Origin of the sequence: Kitasatospora sp. NPDC056138 (assembly GCF_042264695.1) — a bacterium.
Classification (GTDB): Bacteria; Actinomycetota; Actinomycetes; order Streptomycetales; family Streptomycetaceae; genus Kitasatospora.
The window spans coordinates 1-17617 of sequence record NZ_JBHJVK010000016.1 but is presented as its reverse complement, the minus strand read 5'-3'; the positions used below and the strand labels follow the sequence as shown (position 1 = coordinate 17617).

Below are 17617 nucleotides of genomic sequence, written 5' to 3'. Positions count from 1 at the left end.
GGTCGCCCGGCTCTCCTGATCAGCGGCAGGCGTACGGCCGCGCGGTCACCGACCGGTGGAGTCCGGCTCCGGGCGCATCGCCTCGGCGAGCAGCCGGTAGGAGTCGAGCAGCGCCACCCGGTCGTAGGTGCTGGTGGTGACCAGGAACTCGTCGGCCCCGGTGCGCTCCATCAGGGCCCGGAGGTCGGCCACGGCCTCCGGCGGCGTACCGGCGATGTGTCCGCCGAGCGCCTCCTCGTACGCGGTGCGCTCGCGCGGGCCCATCTGCCGGGCCAGGATCTCCGGGGCGGGGGCGAGCGGGGGGAACTCCCCGTGGGTGCGGGCGTACGCGCCCGACCACGCCTCGGAGACCAGCAGGCCTCGGGCCTCCTCGGCCGTCCCGGCGACCGCCACACTGCCCGACAGGACCACGTACGGCTCCGCGGCCCGCGCGGAGGGGCGGAACCGGGTGCGGTAGCGGTCGAGCGCGGCCAGCATCCCGTCCTCGCCGCGGAACCCGCCGATGACCAGCGGAAGTCCGGCGTTGGCGGCGATGTCGGCGCCCGCCCCGGTGGCCAGCACGAAGGCGGGGACGTGCAGGCCCTCGGCGGGCCGGGCACGTACGCCGCAGTGGTCGCCCGCCACCCGGTCGAAGTGCCCCAGCAGCTCGTCGAGTTGGTCGGCGAAGTGGTCGGCGGCGTCCTTGCCCCGGCCCAGTGCCCGCCGCACACCGTCGGTGAAGGCCACGGAGCGGCCGAGCCCCATGTCGATCCGGTCGGGGAAGAGCGAGGCGAGCACGCCGAACTGCTCGGCCACCACCATCGGTTGGTGGTTGGGGAGCATCACGCCGCCGGTGCCGACCCGGATGCGCGTCGTCGCCGCGGCCACCGCCGCGGCGAGCACCGTGGGCGCGGAACCGGCCACCCCCGGCACACCGTGGTGCTCGGACACCCAGAACCGGTGATAGCCGAGCCGTTCCGCCTGCTGCGCGAGGGCCACGGTGTCCCGCAGCGCCTGCGACGGGGCCTGCCCCTGCCTGATCCGGGAACGGTCCAGCACCGAGAGGCGGATCGGGGGCGCTGCAGTGGTCACACCGGCCCCAACGCCCGCCGTCGCCGGCCGCATTCCCGAACGCCCCTGGACGCCGGTCACCGTCGCGGCGGGCACTCCCACCTTAAGTTCGTCTGAAAACGGCCCGCGCGCCCGCACCGGCGGGCACGATGGCCGACAACCAGCGGTCCGGACGAACGTGGGAAGGCAGGCGCGAGGGGTTCATGCCGATAGGAGTCTCGGTCAGCAGCCCGCCCCATCCCGGGTTCGGAACCAAGGTCAGGGACCGGCGTGACGGCAGGATCGGGACGATCGCCGGGCAGCTGGTCGAGCACGACAGCGAGAACGGCAGACTGTTGCGCCGACGGGTGTTCGTCCGCCCGCTCGGCGGCGGCCTGGAGTGGGAGGCGGAACCGAAGGACCTCGAAACGGCCTGATGCGGCCGCCGGCCTGCATCGCGGTGGGAGTCGGGCGCCGGGAGTCGGGCGCCGGGAGTCGGGCGTCAGGCGACGGTCCGGCCGGGTGCCGGCGGCTGCGCGGTCCCGCAGTAGCGGCACTTGGACGCGCCCTCCGGGATGTCGTCGGAGAGACAGGCGGGGCAAGTCTTGGCCGGCACGGGGTCACCGAAGACGGTGATGCCGCGGTGGCGCTGGACGATCCGGTACGGGACGACGATCAGGAAGTAGACCACCGCCATGAAAATGAGGAAGTAGATCAGGGCCGAGATGAACGCACCCACGTCCACGTACGTCGCCGAGTTCCCGGGGGCGCCCAGCTGCCAGCCGAGCGCCGTCGAGTGGCCGCCCTGGGCGCGGGTGATGATCGGGTTGATGATGCTGTCCGTGAAGGCCTTGATCAGGGTGCTGAACGCCAGCGCGATGATCAGCCCCACCGCCACCACGACGACGTCACCGCGCATCAGGAAGTTCTTGAAACCCTTGAGCATGGCCGCTCCTCGTCCGCTTCCGCCGGTTCCTCGGGACGCCTCGGCCCCAGCTCCAGGCGAGCCGATCCGGCCCCGGTCCGCAATCGGAGCGGTGCCGACCGGGGGACCGGGACCGGTCGGGGAGTGGTCACAGCGTGACGAAGGTGTAGCCCTTGGCCTTGAGCGCGGGAAGTACGGTCCGCAGCGATTCGACGGTCTGCGAACGGTTGCCGCCGCCGTCGTGGCAGAGCAGTATGTCACCCGGCTTGGCGGACAGCAGCTTCTCGGTGATCGTCTTGGTGCCGGGGCGGGCCCAGTCCCTCGGGTCGACGTCCCAGTCGATGGGGGTCATGCCGTACTTGGCGACAGCGGCGAACACCGCCGGGGACCAGTCGCCGCCGGGCGAGCGGAAGAGCTTCGGTGCGGGGGCCCCGGCGTCGACGAGGACGGACTGGGTGTCGGCTATCTGCTGCTCGATCTGCGCCTGGCTGCGCCGGGAGAAGGGCTGCGGGTGGGTCATCGTGTGGTTGGCGACGGTGTGTCCGTCCGCGGCGATCCGCCGGATCAGGTCCTTGTCGGCATGGGCCTCGCTGCCGACCACCGAGAACGTCGCCCGGATGTCGTACTTGCGCAGCAGCTGGAGCACCTCCGGGGTGTAGAGCCGGTTCGGCCCGTCGTCGATGGTCAGCGCGACCGCGTTGGACGGCGCCGCCGGCAACAGGTCGTGCACCTTGAAGACGGGCTTGGTGCGGGCCGGTACCGGGGAGGACGAGGGGTCGGGCAGACCGGAGACGTTCGGGGGCTCGCCCGTCGCGGCGGGGGAGAAGGCGTCGGAGGGGCTGTCGGCCGGCGGCGGGGCCGACGCGGCGGGGCCGGACGAACTGCTGCAGGCCGTCAGCGCGCCGGACGCCCCGAGCACCGCGGCACCTCCGATCGTCAGCCTGATCAGTCGCCGCCGGGTCAGTTCGCTTCGATCGCCCGGCCGTTCTGCGCGCTGCTCTGCCATGGTGAGGCCTCTCCTCCAGGTGGTTCGTCGGAGCGGTGACCGTGCCGACTCGGTATACGAAGGGCCGCGCCGGTACCGCTCCACGAACGCCCCGCCGCCACCCTCCCCCATCGACGCGGACCGGTCGGGATCGGGTTGTCCCTGCTCCGATTTCTTGGCCTGTTCTTGGACTTCTTTTGCCGGTGGGCCGTCGGACAGCCCGATCCGGACCCGACGGCCGGTCAGTGTGCGACATCCCGTGAGTTCTTCTGAGCCCAGCTGAGTGACCGAGGCCGTGGCCAGGGGCTTCTTCCTCCTTCGAGTGCTCCGCTGGGCTGTGACGTAACTTCGGGATTCCTGAAGCGTTCTCAGCTCGTCCGACCGATCTGCGGTCTGGTCGAAGGCGAGGGCGGCGCTCTGCTGCAACGCGGCGCGGTGGAGTTCGAGCGGTGCGGTGATCCGGAGCGAGTGGCCCTGGCCGCGGGCGAGGTGGTCGGCGAGCAGGCCGGGCAAGCTCGGCCACGCCGCTTGACTGGGCGATCACCGTCCCGTGAAGCTGCCACCGTGTTGTTTGACGAAAGCTGGTTCTCGCTGTCCGAATGCCCTCCGGGCACCGAGCTGTTCCGGTCCGACCGGTGCTTCAAGCTGCTGGCCCACATGGGGTTCGGTAGACGGCAGACGTTGTTCCGCGCGGTGGGCCGGGAACCCGAGGGGGAACCGCCGCAGCTGACCGACCTGTTGTTCGACGAGACGTATTTCCTCCGGGTGCACAACAGCTATGACGGCTTGGTCGTCCGAACTCCGACGGTGGCCGAGGCCGAGCTCATCCGGCAAGAAATGCCGCCCAGCAAGGACTTCGACTCCGAAGGCGGCAGAGAGTACCTGCTGGAGCCTGTCGTCTTGGAATCGGCCGGAAAGACGGACTACCTGGTCGCCGAGACATTCCTGTGGTGCCAAACCGACGGCACGATATTCGACACCAGCCCGCTGGCAGGACCCTACGAACCGGACGGACCGCCATGGCGTCGCCGACCCCTGGTCGAGTTCGACGGCGGCGTCGGGGCGACCGCCACCATCGCCGACGTGCGGGAGGTTCTGGAGGACCCCGAGCCGCGGGAGCGCCGCCAGCGCTACCGCCACGTCTTCGTGGTCATGTACCGGGACGGACGATTCGCCGAGCGGGGCATGCCTCGCGGTGTCTTCCTGACCCAAGCGGAGGCAGAAGTGGAGGCGGCGCGCCAGCGCACTGCGGCGGCTGGCTGGGGAGGCGGCACGGAGTGGTGGGTCGAGGACACGTCCATCGCCGTCTGACGCGAACCGTGGTGCGGCCGAGCCAATGCCCACCGTCACCACTGGAGACCGGTCCCATCAGCGACGTCTCCGTCTCCGCCGCACTGCGCGGCCAGACCGAGAAGACCGCCATCCGCTACGCGGACTCCGCCCAGGCCCTGCTGTCCCAGGCCGCCGAGACCGGCCCCGTGTCTTGACCGCGAACCCACGGGTCCACACCCCAGAATCAGGGCAGTGCACCCCCGGGTTCGCGTTGAAGAACCTTCAGTTTCCGCGAACTCGCGGGGGTTTTGGGGTGCCGGTAAGAACGCTGTCACCAGCCGCAAACGGCAGTGATCTTGCGGGGCGTCACCCGAGTGGGTGAGTCCGGGGCCGTACGGCTGCGGTGGGTGAAGCTCTGCGACGACGATCGGCGATCGTGGCCCGTACTCCGTTGGACCTGGATGAACTCGTCGAGCACTGGACGCTGTTGAAGGACGAGCAGGTGCTCGTGTCCGGCAAGCGCGGTGCGACGCGACTGGGCTTCGCCGTGCTGCTGAAGTTCTATACGCAGTACGGCCGGTTTCCCCGGAACCGGGCAGAGCTGCCCGGTGAGGCTGTTGAGTTCGTCGCCTGTCAGGTGCAGGTTCCTGCCTCGGAGCTGGAGTCCTACGACTGGACGGGCCGTACGGTCGAGTACCATCGCGCGCAGGTCCGGGAGCACCTCGGCTTCCGTGAGTGCAGCGTCGCGGACGCGGAGAAGCTGACGGCGTATCTGGCCGAGCACGTCGCGCGCAGGGAACGCAGGCCCGAGCAGGTCCGGGTGGAACTGTTGGCCCGCTGCCGTACGGAGAGCATCGAGCCGCCGACGCCGGGCCGGTGTGATCGGATCGTGGCGGCTGCCCTGCGGGCGGCCGAGGAGTCTTTGACGGCCCTGATCTCCTCCCGGCTGACCGTGGAGAGCATCGAGCGGATCGTGGCTCTGGTGGCCTGCGCCGACCAGGACGATGCTGGACCCGCAGGTGGCGGCACGGAGGGCGAGGACGCGCCACCGGTACTGGCGAAGGTCAAGGAGGCTCCGGGCAACGTGAGCTTGGGGACGATGCTCACCGAGATCGACAAACTGCTGGTGGTGCGGGCGATCGGGCTGCCTCCGGATCTGTTCATCGACGTCGCGCCGAAGGTGGTGGCCGGCTGGCGGGCGCGGGCCGCGATGGAGTCGCCTTCCCACCTGCGGACGCACCCGGTACCGCTGCGGGTGACCTTGCTGGCCGCGCTGCTGCACGAGCGAGAGCAGGAGATCACCGACACGCTGGTGGAGCTGCTGATCTCCACGGTGCACCGGATCGGGGCGCGGGCGGAGAAGAAGGTCACCGAGCAGCTCATCAACGCGTTCAAGAAGGTGTCGGGCAAGGAGAACATCCTCTTCAAGCTCGCCGAGGCATCGCTGGGCACCCCGGAGGGGACGGTCCGCCAGGTCGTGTTCCCGGCGGTGTCCGGGGGTGAGGCGACGCTGCGGGAGTTGGTGCACGAGTTCAAGACCCGGGGGCCTGTCTACCGGCGGACCGTGCAGACGACGCTGAAGGCGTCGTACACCAACCACTACCGGCGCGGGCTGATCAAACTGCTGGACGTGCTGGAGTTCTGTTCCTCCAACCATGCTCACCAGCCCGTGATCGAGGCATTGGCGCTGGTGGCCAGGTACGCGAGCGCCGGGAACACGACGTACTACCCGCTGGGCGAGACGGTGCCGGTCCACAAGGCGATGGGCGGGGACTGGGCGGAGGTCGTGCACCGTACCGACAAGCGGGGCCGGCGCCGGGTGGTGCGCATGGTCTACGAGGTCGTGGCCTTCCAGGCGCTGCGCGATCAGCTCAAGTGCAAGGAGATCTGGGTGGTCGGCGCCGACAAGTGGCGCAATCCGGATGAGGACCTGCCGCAGGACTTCGAGGCCCGGCGGGTGGAGAACTACCGGGAGCTGCGCAAGCCGCTGGATCCGGCGGTGTTCGTCGATGAACTGCGCGAGCAGATGACGGCCGAGCTGACCCTGCTCAACGACGGGATGCCGAAGCTGTCCTGGCTGGACATCGCTGAGCGGAAGTCCGGGGCGATCCGGCTGACGGCGGCCGAGGCCCAGCCCGAGCCGCGCAACCTGCGGCGGATCAAGGGCGAGGTACAGCGCCGGTGGGGCGTAGTGCCGCTCGTCGACATGCTCAAGGAAGCGGTGCTGCGGACCGGCTGCCTGGACGCGGTCACCTCAGTCTCCGGCGGCGGCAGCCTCTCGGCGGCGGTGCTGGCGGAGCGCCTGCTGCTGGTCATCTACGCGTACGGCACGAACACCGGGATCAAGGCCGTGGCGTCCGGCGGCCACGGCCACACCGAGGACGAGCTGCGGTACGTGCGGCGCCGGTATCTGTCCGCCGAGGCCGCCCGCGCCATCGCCGTCCAGATCGCGAACGCCACCTTCACCGCCCGCAGCACCGAGCTGTGGGGACAGGGCTCGACCGCGGTCGCCTCCCGCCCCACGTACGCGGCGATGCTGGAGGTCGGCCGTGCGCAGAAGACCATCTTCGTGGCCCGCTACCTCAGGTTGCGAGACCTCCAGCGGGAGATCGAGGAAGGTCTGAACGTCATGGAGTCTTCCAACGGCGCCAACTCCGTGATCGCCTACGGCAAGGGCGGAGAGATCGCCTCGAACCGGCGCGACGAGCAGGAAATGTTCGTCCTCTGCCTGCGGATTCTCCAGTCCGCTCTGGTCTACGTGAACACCCTCATGCTCCAGGACATCCTCGACGAACCGGAGTGGGCCGAACTTCTCACACCCGCCGACCGACGTGGCCTGACCCCGCTGTTCTGGTCCCACATCCGCCCGTACGGGGAGGTAAACCTCGACATGGACACCCGCCTGAACCTTACTGCGGGCTCGACGGTTCCCCGCCCTCGTACCGCTGCGGCCGTCGAGCAGCCGGTGCTGAGCCCCAGGGATCCGTGAGTGCCCGATTCCTGAACCTGGAGGGTTGCCGGGGTTCATACCTCGGTGTGGTGGGCGAGCGCGGCGTCTGGTTTGCCGTGGCCCTCGGTCTAAACGGTGTGGACGGTGGCGGCAGTCAGCCGGGGGACGGCGTGGATGAGGCATGTTCGGCGGCGACCGCGAGTTCGTAGGCCTGGACCACGGTGCGCTGCGGGCAACAACGATGTCGGCTTCGGCGCGCAGTGTGTGGCCGATCCATGCGCATGCGGACCTGTCCGACGTCTCGGGCGCCGTCGACATCGCGCAGGGCGGGCTCGGCCGTGATGACCAGATCGGGGTCGACGGAGCCCATCAGGCGCCGGTACACCTCATGGGCTCCTCGAACGGCGCGGGAGCCTCGTGCGTTGCAGCCAGCTTCCCCCCAAACGCCTCGGCCGACTAAACGCTCGACCGCCACCCCGTCCGCCGCCTGATGCGGAGAGCCTTCTCGTGTATTGGTGCGGCCTGCCCGCAACCGCCCGCCATACGCGTAGCGAAGCCGCGAGAGGCGGCACTGACCCTGCCGGCCTGCTCAGCCGTGGAAATGCGCTCCCCGTAGTGTCCCACCGTCACGACGCGTGTGTGCTCGCATAGTTGGCGACACATGAGTCATACTGGAACACGCTCCGCCTTCGAAGTGCTACCGGCCCGCTGTGCCATCAACTTTCACCACGCTCAGCTCAGTCAATGGCGGAGTCGATGAGATGCGGCATCCCCGATATCAGCTCCGTCCGCCTCCGCTTACTCTCCCAACAGGTGTGCCGCTCTCAGCTTGTCAAGAAGTGCGTTGAAATCTCTTTTCAGCTGGCCAATGTCAGTCGCGTTCGAGTCCTCCTGACCTGTCACGCCCTGTGGAATCGGTTCAATGCACCATTTGTTTTCATCCAAGTCATAGAGCGTCTCCCACTCTAGGCAATTATCCTCAGTCACCACTCCAACATGCTGGGCCAGGTCCCGGTTCCAGGACGGCGGCTGACTTTGACCAGAGATGTTGTCGTGCGGGTTCAACGGGCCACGGGTCTTGTAGGCGGTCAGCCGATAAAGGAAGCCATTGGGGGGAGTCGGCTTGACGGTTTGCCCTATGTAGTAGTGCGTGCTGGGAGCCCAGGTAGAAGCCGCTTTCCCCCTTCCGCACGCAGCCTGCACCGCCCACCCGATCGGGCCATCGCGCACTGCATCTCTAAGGCCATTGAGGATCAGATCACCCGGGCGGTAGAAGTTTGAGCTACCCGCAAGGGTATTGAAGGGAGTTCCGCTATAAACAACACAGATTCGCCGCTCACCGTTATTATCAAATCTTCCAATCCAGGCTTCCGGAAGCATCAGCGCGCCGGGACGCGGACCGTTTCCGTACGCGGTTTGATAGTACGTAGGGAAAGTCTGCCCATCACTCAGAAGGGACGTTTCAATCCTGCCGATACGAGGGTCATCAGAATCCCGAGATACCTGGACTTGGGTGCGGAAGAGGGAATCCCCGTCGACGGGTTGCAGCTTGCCGTCCACCGTCACAGACTGAATATCCTGAATGATCGTGGAATCCGCATTACTTCCGAGGGTGTTGGACGTTACGATCGCGGGCTCCAGTTCACCCAAGCACTTCCATTCCACATCGCGATCTCTTGTCAGGCTCCCTTTCGTTGTGTCCCAATCAGGCTCACGACTAGGGTGGCCAGGATCTGTACCAAGAGTACGCCCGGCATTTTGCGCTTCATATCGGTATCCTTGCGCTTTGGAGGGTTGCCCGTTGGGTAGAATCCCGCCCGTCCTCTGCTCGCCCTTGTCGATGTCGATCCCACCGGATACGTTCCGATACAATTGCACTTTGGAAAAGTTATTTGTCACTTTCAGGGCAGAGGGTCCGTGTCCTCCCCTGACGGTGCCATAGCCCCAGTACGTTGAGTCTGGGGTGATATCCATGTCCCCTCCGACTACAGCGATGGGCCCCTTGAATACCGCTGGTGCATCCTCCTCTGCGTAGCAACCGAGGTACACGGAGTACGTGGAACTGTTCGGGCGTTCACAGCTGATGTTTCGGTGTTTGTTTCCTTCGGTGTGACACGAAACGAAGGTGCAGCCAAAGCGCGAATCGTCATGAATTCCGTCACGCCCATTAGTTGTAGCAGAAACATTCATGGCCAGCATGACATTGGCCTCATCGTTACCCCCACTGCCGATGTCGAGCCCATGCTGGCCATTGTCATAGATGAGGCAATCGCGTATCTGCGTGAGGTTGGCATTTACTTGCGGCGTGGAGCCAGGCGCATCGCCTGCGTATATCGTTATTCCGTTGCGCCTGAAGCTGGCAACCCGTACCTTCTCGATCCACGGGCCGTGCGCCAGAACTCGTATGCCATCCATCTGTGGAGCGGTGGCACCCGTCCCTTGTGGAGGGGACGACTCGAGGGTGAACTGGCGAAGCACAGCATAGTCCGCACGACCGCGATCGGGCGGTCCGGTCCAAGAGCCCGTCAGGGCAATTGCGCAATAAACGGTCTCTCCGGCGCCTGTTACTCCGATTTGACCGATGCTGCCTCCGATACCTGGAGGGATTGGAGGGACGTGTGGAGGGGGTTGTCGGGGATTAGTCCTGGTGGAGAGGTTGAAATCTGCGGCGCTGCTTGCAACATCTGCGATTATGCGAGAAGTTCCTCTGGAGCCAAAGCCGGCTCCCTCCAGAATGCAACCGTTCGAGACGACAAGAGGCTTCGTAATCAGGTAGTCGCCCGGAGGCAGGTAGACGACTTTGCCGTCGGACAACGGGTCATTCGTCATCGTTCCGAGTCGCATTGCGCAGTCCAGGGCGCACTGAAGCGCGTCCGTGTCGTCTGCCTTTCCATCCCCTGCCGCTCCGAAGTCGAGCACGTTCAGCCGCGTGTCGCGGCGGGGCCGGATCGTCACCGTGCCCGAATCGTCACAGTCACCGATCCAGTTCGGAGCGCTGATGCAGGCGTTTTCTTTCGGAGCGTTAGCGCGCACAAGTTTTCCTGAACTGTTGACGCCAACCGCGCCAGGCTTTCCGGGGCCCAGGTCGAAAACAGTGCCGTCTATTCGGAAAACAACACCGCCTATTTGAACGTCGACCTTCGTCTTAGCGGCCGCCGTCTGCAGAGCAACCCCAAAGAACGGAAGGGTATGCAACGTCTCGTCGTCGGGGTTGTTGCTCTGCGGGACAGCAGGAGCGACGGCAGGGGTGACGGGGGTGGCCGGTGATCCGGGGGTGGCCGGGAATCTGGTGATGCGGACCGCCTGGCCGGCTGTGACCTTCTGTGCGGTTTGCATGGTGACAATAACGGTGTCCATCGGAGCTTCTCTTCCGTTGAGACTTCGTTGGCAAACGCAGGTCCAGGGAACACGCCAGTTCCGGGAGAGCCCTCGGCGGAGGCCGGGCGGTGGTCCGAGCTAATCGGCGCCGGAGGTATATTACTGAATCCTCTACAGCCGCCTCCTCCAAGGATAGGCGCGCCATGCCCTCTCGACGATCCGAGGCAGCCCCTGGAGGGCGCGCACCACCGCCGGGGCCCCTGGCCCGGGCACCGCAAAGGACAACGCCAACGCGCCCGTACGCGACGCCCTCGTATCCATCAACTCAGACCCCTCTTCCGAGCAGGGTGAGCGGCCGGCGGGCATCGCGGGCATGGTGCCGAAGGACGGAAGCGATGCTGCTCTTTACTCCAGCCGTAGATGTGGATCTCCATGCGCACGCTCTTGTCCGTATGGATCAGGCTCGGGGGCTCAGGTACCGGACGAGGAGATCAGCACGGCCGAGTAGGCACGCCTTACGCCAACGTCGCTTCCTAAGCGGCTTTTTGTAGCTCGGTGTTGATCTCCTCCTCGGGGTCGAGGCGGTGGATGTGGATGTCGTGGGTGACGCGGCTGGTGGGTGGCTCGTCGGGGCGAAGGGTGCGGTAGCCGGGAGTGCTCCGCTTGGTGGCGCGGGGTGCTGATCGGCCGCTGCGGGGGCGGATGGCCTCGCGGGCCAGGTCGGCCTGGACGTCACGGATTTTGCGCCGGAGCTGTCCGGGGGGAAAAGGCCGTGCCGACGGATCGCCGGGCGGCGTTGAGGACCTGTTTGAAGCTGATGTGGTCGGGCGGAAGGCCGTGTTCACGCGCGGTGTCGCAGACGAGTTCACGCAGAGCCTGGTAGACGCAGAGCATGGCCCACAGTTCCTGCTCGACCATGGCAGGGCTGTTGGAGCGCAGGGTGGCGGTGCGCCCGCCGCGCTGTTCGATCTTGATGTGCCTGTAGATCGTTTCGCTGGTCCAGCGGCACGCATACAACTCCGCCAGTTCCAGGGCCGGGGCCGTCTCGGGCCCGAGCAGGGTGGTGATCAGGCAGAACAGCTCCGAGGTCTGTTCCTCTTCGCCGTCCGCGCGGGTGTGGGTGGTGGTGACGGTGTACTCGATGACGCGGACCGTGAGGCGCTCGCCGCGCCGCCGGCCGTTGAGGTGGCTGAGGTAGGTGCCGTCACTCAGGCGCTCGTCGACGGGCAGGGCGAAGGAGTCCGAGACGCGCCACAGCAGTTCGGCCCCCGTGGCATGCGCGTCACGCCACAGCGTGAAGGACGGGAAGCCGCGGTCGGCCGTCACCAGCATGCCGGGGGCGAAGTACGGCAGCAGGCGGCGGGCCAGGGTCCGCTCGCCCACGGCGAAGGAGGCGAAGACCGCACCGGCCAGCGACCGGGTCCCGCACTCGCCCAGCGCGACCATGCGGACCTGCGGATACGGAGCGGGCCGCGAACCGTTGGAGGGACGGCTGTAGGCCGCCGCGTTCGCGCTGGAGTCGGGCACGTCGAAGCAGGTCCCGTCCATCGACATCACCCGCAGCTCACGCCAGAACACCCCCGGCGTCGCCCGCGTGCCCCGCACCCCCGCGACCCGGTCGAACAGCCACCGCAACGGCGCCTGACCGATCCGGGCGCGCGCCTTCGTAATCGACCCGGTACGAGCCGGACGCCACAACTCCCCCTTGCGCAGCGGGAAGTTCTCCACCAGCTCCCGCAGCACCGCCCCGTACCCCAGGTGCGTGAACAGCCACATCGTCAGCGTGAAGTACACCACCAGATGCGAGGGCAGCGCCTTCGTGCGCTCCTCCCGTACCCCGGTCTCCTCGATCGCCAGATGCACCAGCTCCGGCGTGAAGGTCCGCGACAGCAGCCCCATCCGCGTCCGCTCGGGGTACGTCTCACCAGCTATGTGCCCACTCGCCACAAGATCAGGACCCTACCCGACCAAGATCACACTACGGAAGCGACGTTGCCCTCCAGCGGGCGGGCGTCAGCATGCCCGTGGGAGGGGTCACTTCGAACCTGCGCACGCTCATGCCCCGGCATTCCGCTTCGGGCAGGTCGACGGACATCGCCTCGTACGCTTCTTTCCAGCCCATTTTCTTCTTCCCTTCCGCTCGTTTTTCTTCTTCCATTGAGGTTTTCTCAGCGGTGATCACTTCCAGATTCCGTTGAGGACGAGGGCGGCTCGGGCGATGTCGCCGAACCGGCAGGGACTCAGCGTGACTCGCTTGAGTGCGCGCCAGCGTTCCTTGAGCTCTGCGGCGGCGCGCTCCCCGAGGGCCCGCACTCCTCGCAGCAGGGCGTTGTAGGTCTGCGTGTCGACGTGAAGGCGCAGGTGGGAGCTGCCTTGCGGCTTCTTGAAGGGGTGGTGGATGCCGATCCCCGCTCCCTGGTATCCGGAGTCCGCGAGGGTGGGCAGCCCGTCGGCGGCCGACTTGTAGAGGGCGGGCAGGCAGTGCTCGCGCGCGGCGACGATGTCGTTCGTGGATCCCGGCTCGGCGTCGCTCACCCATAGCGGGGTCGGGGTGCCGTCCGGTGCGGACAGGAATTGCACGTTCGCCCCGAATGCCCGATGTTTGCCGGAGTACCACGTATCCACCTCCTTGCCCTTGTTGTTCACATGGGTGCCGGCGACGCGGTCCGTCTCGATGAGTGTCCCGTCCAAGATCACGTGGCTGAGGCCCTTCGCCTGGCACTCTCTCAGAACCTGGTGCAGATCCGGGGCTTGAGCTGCGAGAACGTCAATGGCCTCATGGAGATAGCGGTAGCCGGTGGCCTGGGACACTCCGGCGTCGCGGGCCAGGCAGTGTACGCAGCCGCGCTCGCGGAACCAGCGCAGCACCATGACCGACTGGCGGAACGGCCCCAGCGCACGCGAGCCCCTCGGCGTCCCCAACGCCCTGCGGTGGGCGGCGAGCAGTTTCGCGACGAATTCCACGACGTGGCGCGGGACGTCGAGCATGGCAACATAAGTGACCAACGTGAAGCCTCTGGTTACGTGGACGATCTTGTGGTGAGAACCGTCCTACCAGGGGCTTTACGTCTACCCGCAGCCGGGGCGCCCTACTCGACCACTGCCGGAAACATCCCGCTTCGGACCGTTTCATACAGCTTCGAGAAGATCATTTCGCTGAGAAAACCTCATTGTAGCGAGAACTGAAATCTCGCGCCGTCTTGTTCTTGCTGTTTCCGCCGTCTGTTTCCGGGAAGGAACCTTCGAGGGGAGGCCTCTTCCCCCGTAGAAAACAGCACAATCGACTGCTTTCCGGAAGGATTTCCGTGCCTGCTCGCCGCATCATGACGATGCTCGCGTCCACATCCCTGGCTGTGACCGCCCTGCTGGGGTCATCCCCGTCCGCCCAGGCGGACGACCCCGTCTTCTGCGGGATCCCCGTCGGCGGAGCGATCCTCGCCAAGTACAAGGACTACAACTACGACCGGGGATTTCTCGGCTGCCCGAAGACGACCGAGCTGGTCAACCCGGACGGCGTCGGCCGCAGGCAGGAATTCACCGGGGGAACCGTCTACTGGAAGCCCGCTACGGGCGCCCATCCCGTTGGGGGCGCCATCGGCGCGAAGTGGGCGGACAAGAACTGGGAGTCCGGTCCGCTTGGGTACCCCACGTCGGACGAGCTGGCGAACCCCGACGGATTCGGCCGCCGTCAGGAGTTCGAAGGCGGCTCCGTCTACTGGGCGTCCGCCTACGGAGCGCACCCCGTATGGGGGAAGATCGGGAAGCTGTGGGGGGATTACGGCTGGGAGGGCGGGTCGTTCGGATATCCCACCTCGGACGAGAAAACCGACACTGCGACGAACCAGACGTACCAGAATTTCTCCAACCGGCAGAGCACGCTGTTCTGGAGTTCCGGACACCGGGAGGAGGGATGTTCGGGAGAATGCACGGGCTATCTGAGCGAAGCCGCCACGGACTGGTTCAAACAGGTGCGCGTCGAGATCCCCGCCGCTTTCCCGAACGAGGTGGTCATCCGCGCCTATCCGACGGACGCAGGATTCCGCAACGCGGTCGGTGATCTCGGCGGCGCCTGGGACCAGCTGTGGACGATGGCGCCGCCCCCGCAGCAGCTGTCCGTCCAGTCGAAGTACAACTCGGAGTATGAGCAGTTCATCTGCCATGCGAATTTCGTCTTCCCGGATCCGCTCAATTCCTCGGGGTGGAGCACGGGCGACAGCTGGGATGTGGAGTCCTGGCGCGCCGACGTAGGGACCAGCAACGCACTGTCTCCCGTCTTCTTCGCGCTGCACCAGTGCAACTGGGATCCGCAGAACCCGAGCTAGACAGAAACGGCCGCCAGCATTCCGTGCTGGCGGCCGTTTTTCACGGGTTTTTGAGTATGTCGTGCGAGCCGACCCGACGCCCAACGTCGCTTCTGTTGGCTGATCTTGATGGCGTAGGGTCTCGTCCTTGTGGCACGTGATCACATAGCCGGGGACAGCTTCCCGGAGCGGGTCCGGATGGGGCTGCTGACCCGGACGTTCACGCCGGAGCTGGTGCACCAGGCGGTCGAGGAGGCCGGGGCGTGGGAGGAGCGCACGAAGGCGCTGCCGAGCACGCTGATGGTGTACTTCACGCTGGCGATGTGGCTGTTCACCGGGCAGGGGTACGGCGGGGTGCTGCGCGAGCTGCTGGAGAACATCCCGCGTCGGGCGGGTGAGAAGTGGACGCGTCCGGCCCGGACCGGTTCGGTCACCAAGGCGCGTGCCCGGCTGGGGGCGGCGCTGCTGCGCTGGCTGTTCGGCCAGGTGGCCGGGGTGCAGGGCACGCCTGCGACGCCGGGGGTGTTCTGGCGGGGCCGGCGGCTGGTGTCGCTGGACGGCACGCTGTTCGACGTGCCCGCCTCCGACGCCAACGCCGCCTATTTCGGCGGCGGTTCGAACGGCGAGCGGCAGGCGGGTTACCCGCAGGCGCGGATGGTGGCGCTCGGCGAGTGCGGCACCCACGCCGTGGTCGGGGCCGTCTTCGGGCCGTTCGCCACCGGCGAGCGCACCCTCGCGCACCGGCTGCTGCACCACTTGAAGGCCGGCATGCTGCTGCTGGCCGACCGCGGCTTTCCGTCCTTCACGCTGTGGGAGAAGGCCGCTGCCACCGGGGCCGACCTGCTGTGGCGGGTGTCGGACTCCTTCCGCCTGCCGGTGGTGGAAGTACTGCCCGACGGCACCTACCTGTCACGCCTGTGCGAGCAGCGCACCAAGCGCACGGTCGATGTCCGCGTCATCGAGTACACGATCACCCGGACCGGCGAACACGGCTGTGGGACCTCGGAGTTGTTCTGCCTGATCACCACGCTCCTCGACCCGGAGACCGCGCCCGCGGCCGAGCTGGCGGAGCTGTACGCCCGCCGCTGGACCAGCGAAACAATCTACCGGCACATCAAGATCGAGCAGCGCGGCGGGCGTACCGCCACCCTGCGCTCCAACAGCCCCGCCATGGTCGAGCAGGAACTGTGGGCCATGCTCTGCGTCTACCAGGCGACCCGGCAGCTGACCACCGACACCGCCCACGAACACCACCTCCCGCCTGGCCACATCAGCTTCAAGAACGCCCTGAACGCCGCCCGGCGCACCGTCGGCGCGGACTTTCCCCCCTCGCCGCCTGGCCGCCAAGACCCGTGAGGTCATGGCCGACCTCGCTCACCAGGCCGTCCGCCCCCGACCCGGACGCACCGCACCCCGTGCCACCAAACGCTCCGGCTCCGGCTACCGCACCCTCCGCCCCGGCGAACCACCCACCAGCCGAGCCACCTACACCATCAACCTCATGCTCCTCGAATGGAGAGCACAGCCTGACGACCTCTCACAAGCCGCTTAAGAAGCGACGTTGCGCCTTACGCTGTCAGCGGTTCCTGGCAGCCTGCCAGGTAGTGTCGGCGGAGGCGGGTGAAGGCGGTGGGGCTGGGGCGGTGCGGGAAGAACTCCTTGATCCGCTGCGCGCATTCGCGTGGACTTGCCGCGCTGGTGTCGCACTCCAAGTCGTAGTCGCCGTGGGTGTGAACGAGGTCGTACTGGTGCGCCGCGAGGCCCGGCGGGCGGTCTCCCCGAGTGAGCTCGCGGCGGGCCAGTTCGTCCGGCGGGCAGTGGACGCCGACGAACAGTACGTCCTCCGGCCGCAGCACGGTCAGGCAGTCGAGCAGCCGCCACGGTTCGCTCAGCACATGGTCGACCACGATGTCATTGCCCACCTGGGCCATGGCCGCGATGGAGCGGTGGAAGCCCATCCTGGTCCGCCGCAGCGCGGCATCGAACTCCTCGGCCCCGAGCTCCCGCTTGCTGCGCATCGCGTTGAAGCCGTCGACCGCCATGTGGAAGAAGACGCCATCGTCCAGGATGTCCAGAAGCTCCCGGGCGATGCTCGACTTCCCTGAGCTGGAGGTGCCATTGAGGAAGATGATCCGACCAGATGTCATATTGGAATGATCACATGTTGCCGGTGCCGCGTTCAGGGGATCTCGGCGGCCAGCAAGATTCGTGAGCGCCCCCCGGTCCAAACATGGAGCGTGGTCGAGCTGGTGAGGGCTGGTGCAATGACGGCTGCGGCTACCGGTGATCATCGTGAGGTGTGTGGACTGACGATGAAGCAGTGGCCGCAGGTCACAACGTAGTACCTGCCCGCTGGCGGGCGATGTTCGTAGGGCTGATGAGCCGGATTGAGGGCCGCTTCGCACGGGTCGAGCCGCGGCTTCGAGCGCGGCAGCTGGTGCTCGGGCTGTTGGCGGACCTGCCGCGCAAGAACTGCTGGACGATCGCCGAGCACACCGGGGACACCAGCCCGGACGGGCTGCAGCACCTGCTCGGCCGGGCCAGATGGGACGCCGACCTCGTACGCGACGACCTGTGCGCTTTCGTGCTGGAGCACTTGGCCGACAACCAAGCGGTGCTGGTGGTCGACGAGACCGGCGACCTGAAGAAAGGCACCCGCACCGTCGGCGTGCAGCGCCAGTACACCGGCACTGCTGGGGCTTGTATTTCAATTACTGCTTGCTCTGGTGGAGTTGGTGAGACGGTGGACCATGCCTGCGCGTCCGCCCGCCACCGCCTTACGGGCCAAGTTCGATCGGATCCTGCCTCATCTCGACGAGCGCCGTCGTCGGCTCTAC

14 protein-coding genes and 2 pseudogenes are annotated in these 17617 nt (G+C 66.9%); 7 read left to right on the top strand and 9 right to left on the bottom strand.

Going from position 1 to position 17617, the window contains the following annotated elements:
• Positions 1-45 precede the first annotated feature (45 nt).
• Entirely contained in the window at positions 46-1071 is a 1026-nt protein-coding gene (locus ACFC1R_RS13040; RefSeq protein ID WP_375937298.1) for an LLM class flavin-dependent oxidoreductase, read from the bottom strand.
• A gap of 182 nt (positions 1072-1253) precedes the next feature.
• Between ACFC1R_RS13040 and ACFC1R_RS13035 the strand changes: the two genes are divergently transcribed.
• Complete coding sequence (locus ACFC1R_RS13035) at positions 1254-1466, top strand: hypothetical protein (RefSeq protein ID WP_375937295.1); 213 nt, start codon at positions 1254-1256, stop codon at positions 1464-1466.
• A 65-nt stretch (positions 1467-1531) separates the two neighbouring features.
• On the opposite strand, the gene ACFC1R_RS13030 is transcribed toward ACFC1R_RS13035, so the two are convergent.
• Positions 1532-1975, bottom strand: a complete 444-nt coding sequence (locus ACFC1R_RS13030; RefSeq protein WP_375937293.1) for an MscL family protein — start codon at positions 1973-1975, stop codon at positions 1532-1534.
• A gap of 127 nt (positions 1976-2102) precedes the next feature.
• Positions 2103-2960, bottom strand: coding sequence for a polysaccharide deacetylase family protein (locus tag ACFC1R_RS13025; protein ID WP_375937290.1), 858 nt, complete (start codon positions 2958-2960; stop codon positions 2103-2105).
• A 543-nt stretch (positions 2961-3503) separates the two neighbouring features.
• Here ACFC1R_RS13025 and ACFC1R_RS13020 point away from each other — a divergent pair.
• From ACFC1R_RS13020 to ACFC1R_RS13010, 3 genes are all read left to right on the top strand, one after another.
• On the top strand, positions 3504-4250 hold the full coding sequence (locus ACFC1R_RS13020) for a hypothetical protein (RefSeq protein WP_375937287.1): 747 nt from the start codon (positions 3504-3506) through the stop codon (positions 4248-4250).
• 8 nt (positions 4251-4258) lie between these two features.
• On the top strand, positions 4259-4426 hold the full coding sequence (locus ACFC1R_RS13015) for a hypothetical protein (RefSeq protein WP_375937284.1): 168 nt from the start codon (positions 4259-4261) through the stop codon (positions 4424-4426).
• Positions 4427-4647: 221 nt separating this feature from the next.
• Positions 4648-7200, top strand: coding sequence for a Tn3 family transposase (locus tag ACFC1R_RS13010; protein ID WP_375937281.1), 2553 nt, complete (start codon positions 4648-4650; stop codon positions 7198-7200).
• 89 nt (positions 7201-7289) lie between these two features.
• On the opposite strand, the pseudogene ACFC1R_RS13005 reads toward ACFC1R_RS13010, so the two are convergent.
• From ACFC1R_RS13005 to ACFC1R_RS12985, 5 genes and pseudogenes are all read right to left on the bottom strand, one after another.
• Positions 7290-7555: pseudogene (locus ACFC1R_RS13005) on the bottom strand (cation transporter dimerization domain-containing protein); the annotation flags it as partial.
• A 404-nt stretch (positions 7556-7959) separates the two neighbouring features.
• On the bottom strand, positions 7960-10518 hold the full coding sequence (locus ACFC1R_RS13000) for a glycosyl hydrolase family 28-related protein (protein WP_375937278.1): 2559 nt from the start codon (positions 10516-10518) through the stop codon (positions 7960-7962).
• A gap of 693 nt (positions 10519-11211) precedes the next feature.
• Positions 11212-12378 carry an IS4 family transposase gene (locus ACFC1R_RS12995; protein WP_375937275.1) on the bottom strand — a complete coding sequence of 389 codons (1167 nt, stop codon included), beginning with the start codon at positions 12376-12378 and terminating at the stop codon, positions 11212-11214.
• A 79-nt stretch (positions 12379-12457) separates the two neighbouring features.
• Positions 12458-12661, bottom strand: a complete 204-nt coding sequence (locus ACFC1R_RS12990) for a hypothetical protein (RefSeq protein ID WP_375937272.1) — start codon at positions 12659-12661, stop codon at positions 12458-12460.
• Complete coding sequence (locus ACFC1R_RS12985) at positions 12658-13485, bottom strand: transposase family protein (protein ID WP_375937269.1); 828 nt, start codon at positions 13483-13485, stop codon at positions 12658-12660. The genes ACFC1R_RS12990 and ACFC1R_RS12985 overlap by 4 nt, the downstream gene beginning before the upstream one ends.
• Positions 13486-13784: 299 nt before the next feature.
• Here ACFC1R_RS12985 and ACFC1R_RS12980 point away from each other — a divergent pair, with 299 nt between their 5' ends.
• Together ACFC1R_RS12980 and ACFC1R_RS12975 are read left to right on the top strand one after the other, a co-directional pair.
• Entirely contained in the window at positions 13785-14801 is a 1017-nt protein-coding gene (locus tag ACFC1R_RS12980) for a hypothetical protein (protein WP_344640945.1), read from the top strand.
• Between the two features lie 129 nt (positions 14802-14930).
• The gene (locus tag ACFC1R_RS12975; protein WP_375937266.1) at positions 14931-16136 is read left to right on the top strand and encodes an IS4 family transposase; all 1206 of its coding nucleotides are present in this window, start codon (positions 14931-14933) and stop codon (positions 16134-16136) included.
• A gap of 212 nt (positions 16137-16348) precedes the next feature.
• Here ACFC1R_RS12975 and ACFC1R_RS12970 read toward each other — a convergent pair whose 3' ends face one another.
• Positions 16349-16927 (bottom strand): chloramphenicol phosphotransferase CPT family protein, encoded by a 579-nt coding sequence (locus ACFC1R_RS12970; RefSeq protein WP_375937263.1) that lies wholly within the window; start codon positions 16925-16927, stop codon positions 16349-16351.
• 230 nt (positions 16928-17157) lie between these two features.
• Between ACFC1R_RS12970 and ACFC1R_RS12965 the strand changes: the two are divergent.
• Positions 17158-17538: pseudogene (locus ACFC1R_RS12965) on the top strand (transposase); the annotation flags it as partial.
• Between the last annotated feature and the right edge of the window lie 79 nt (positions 17539-17617).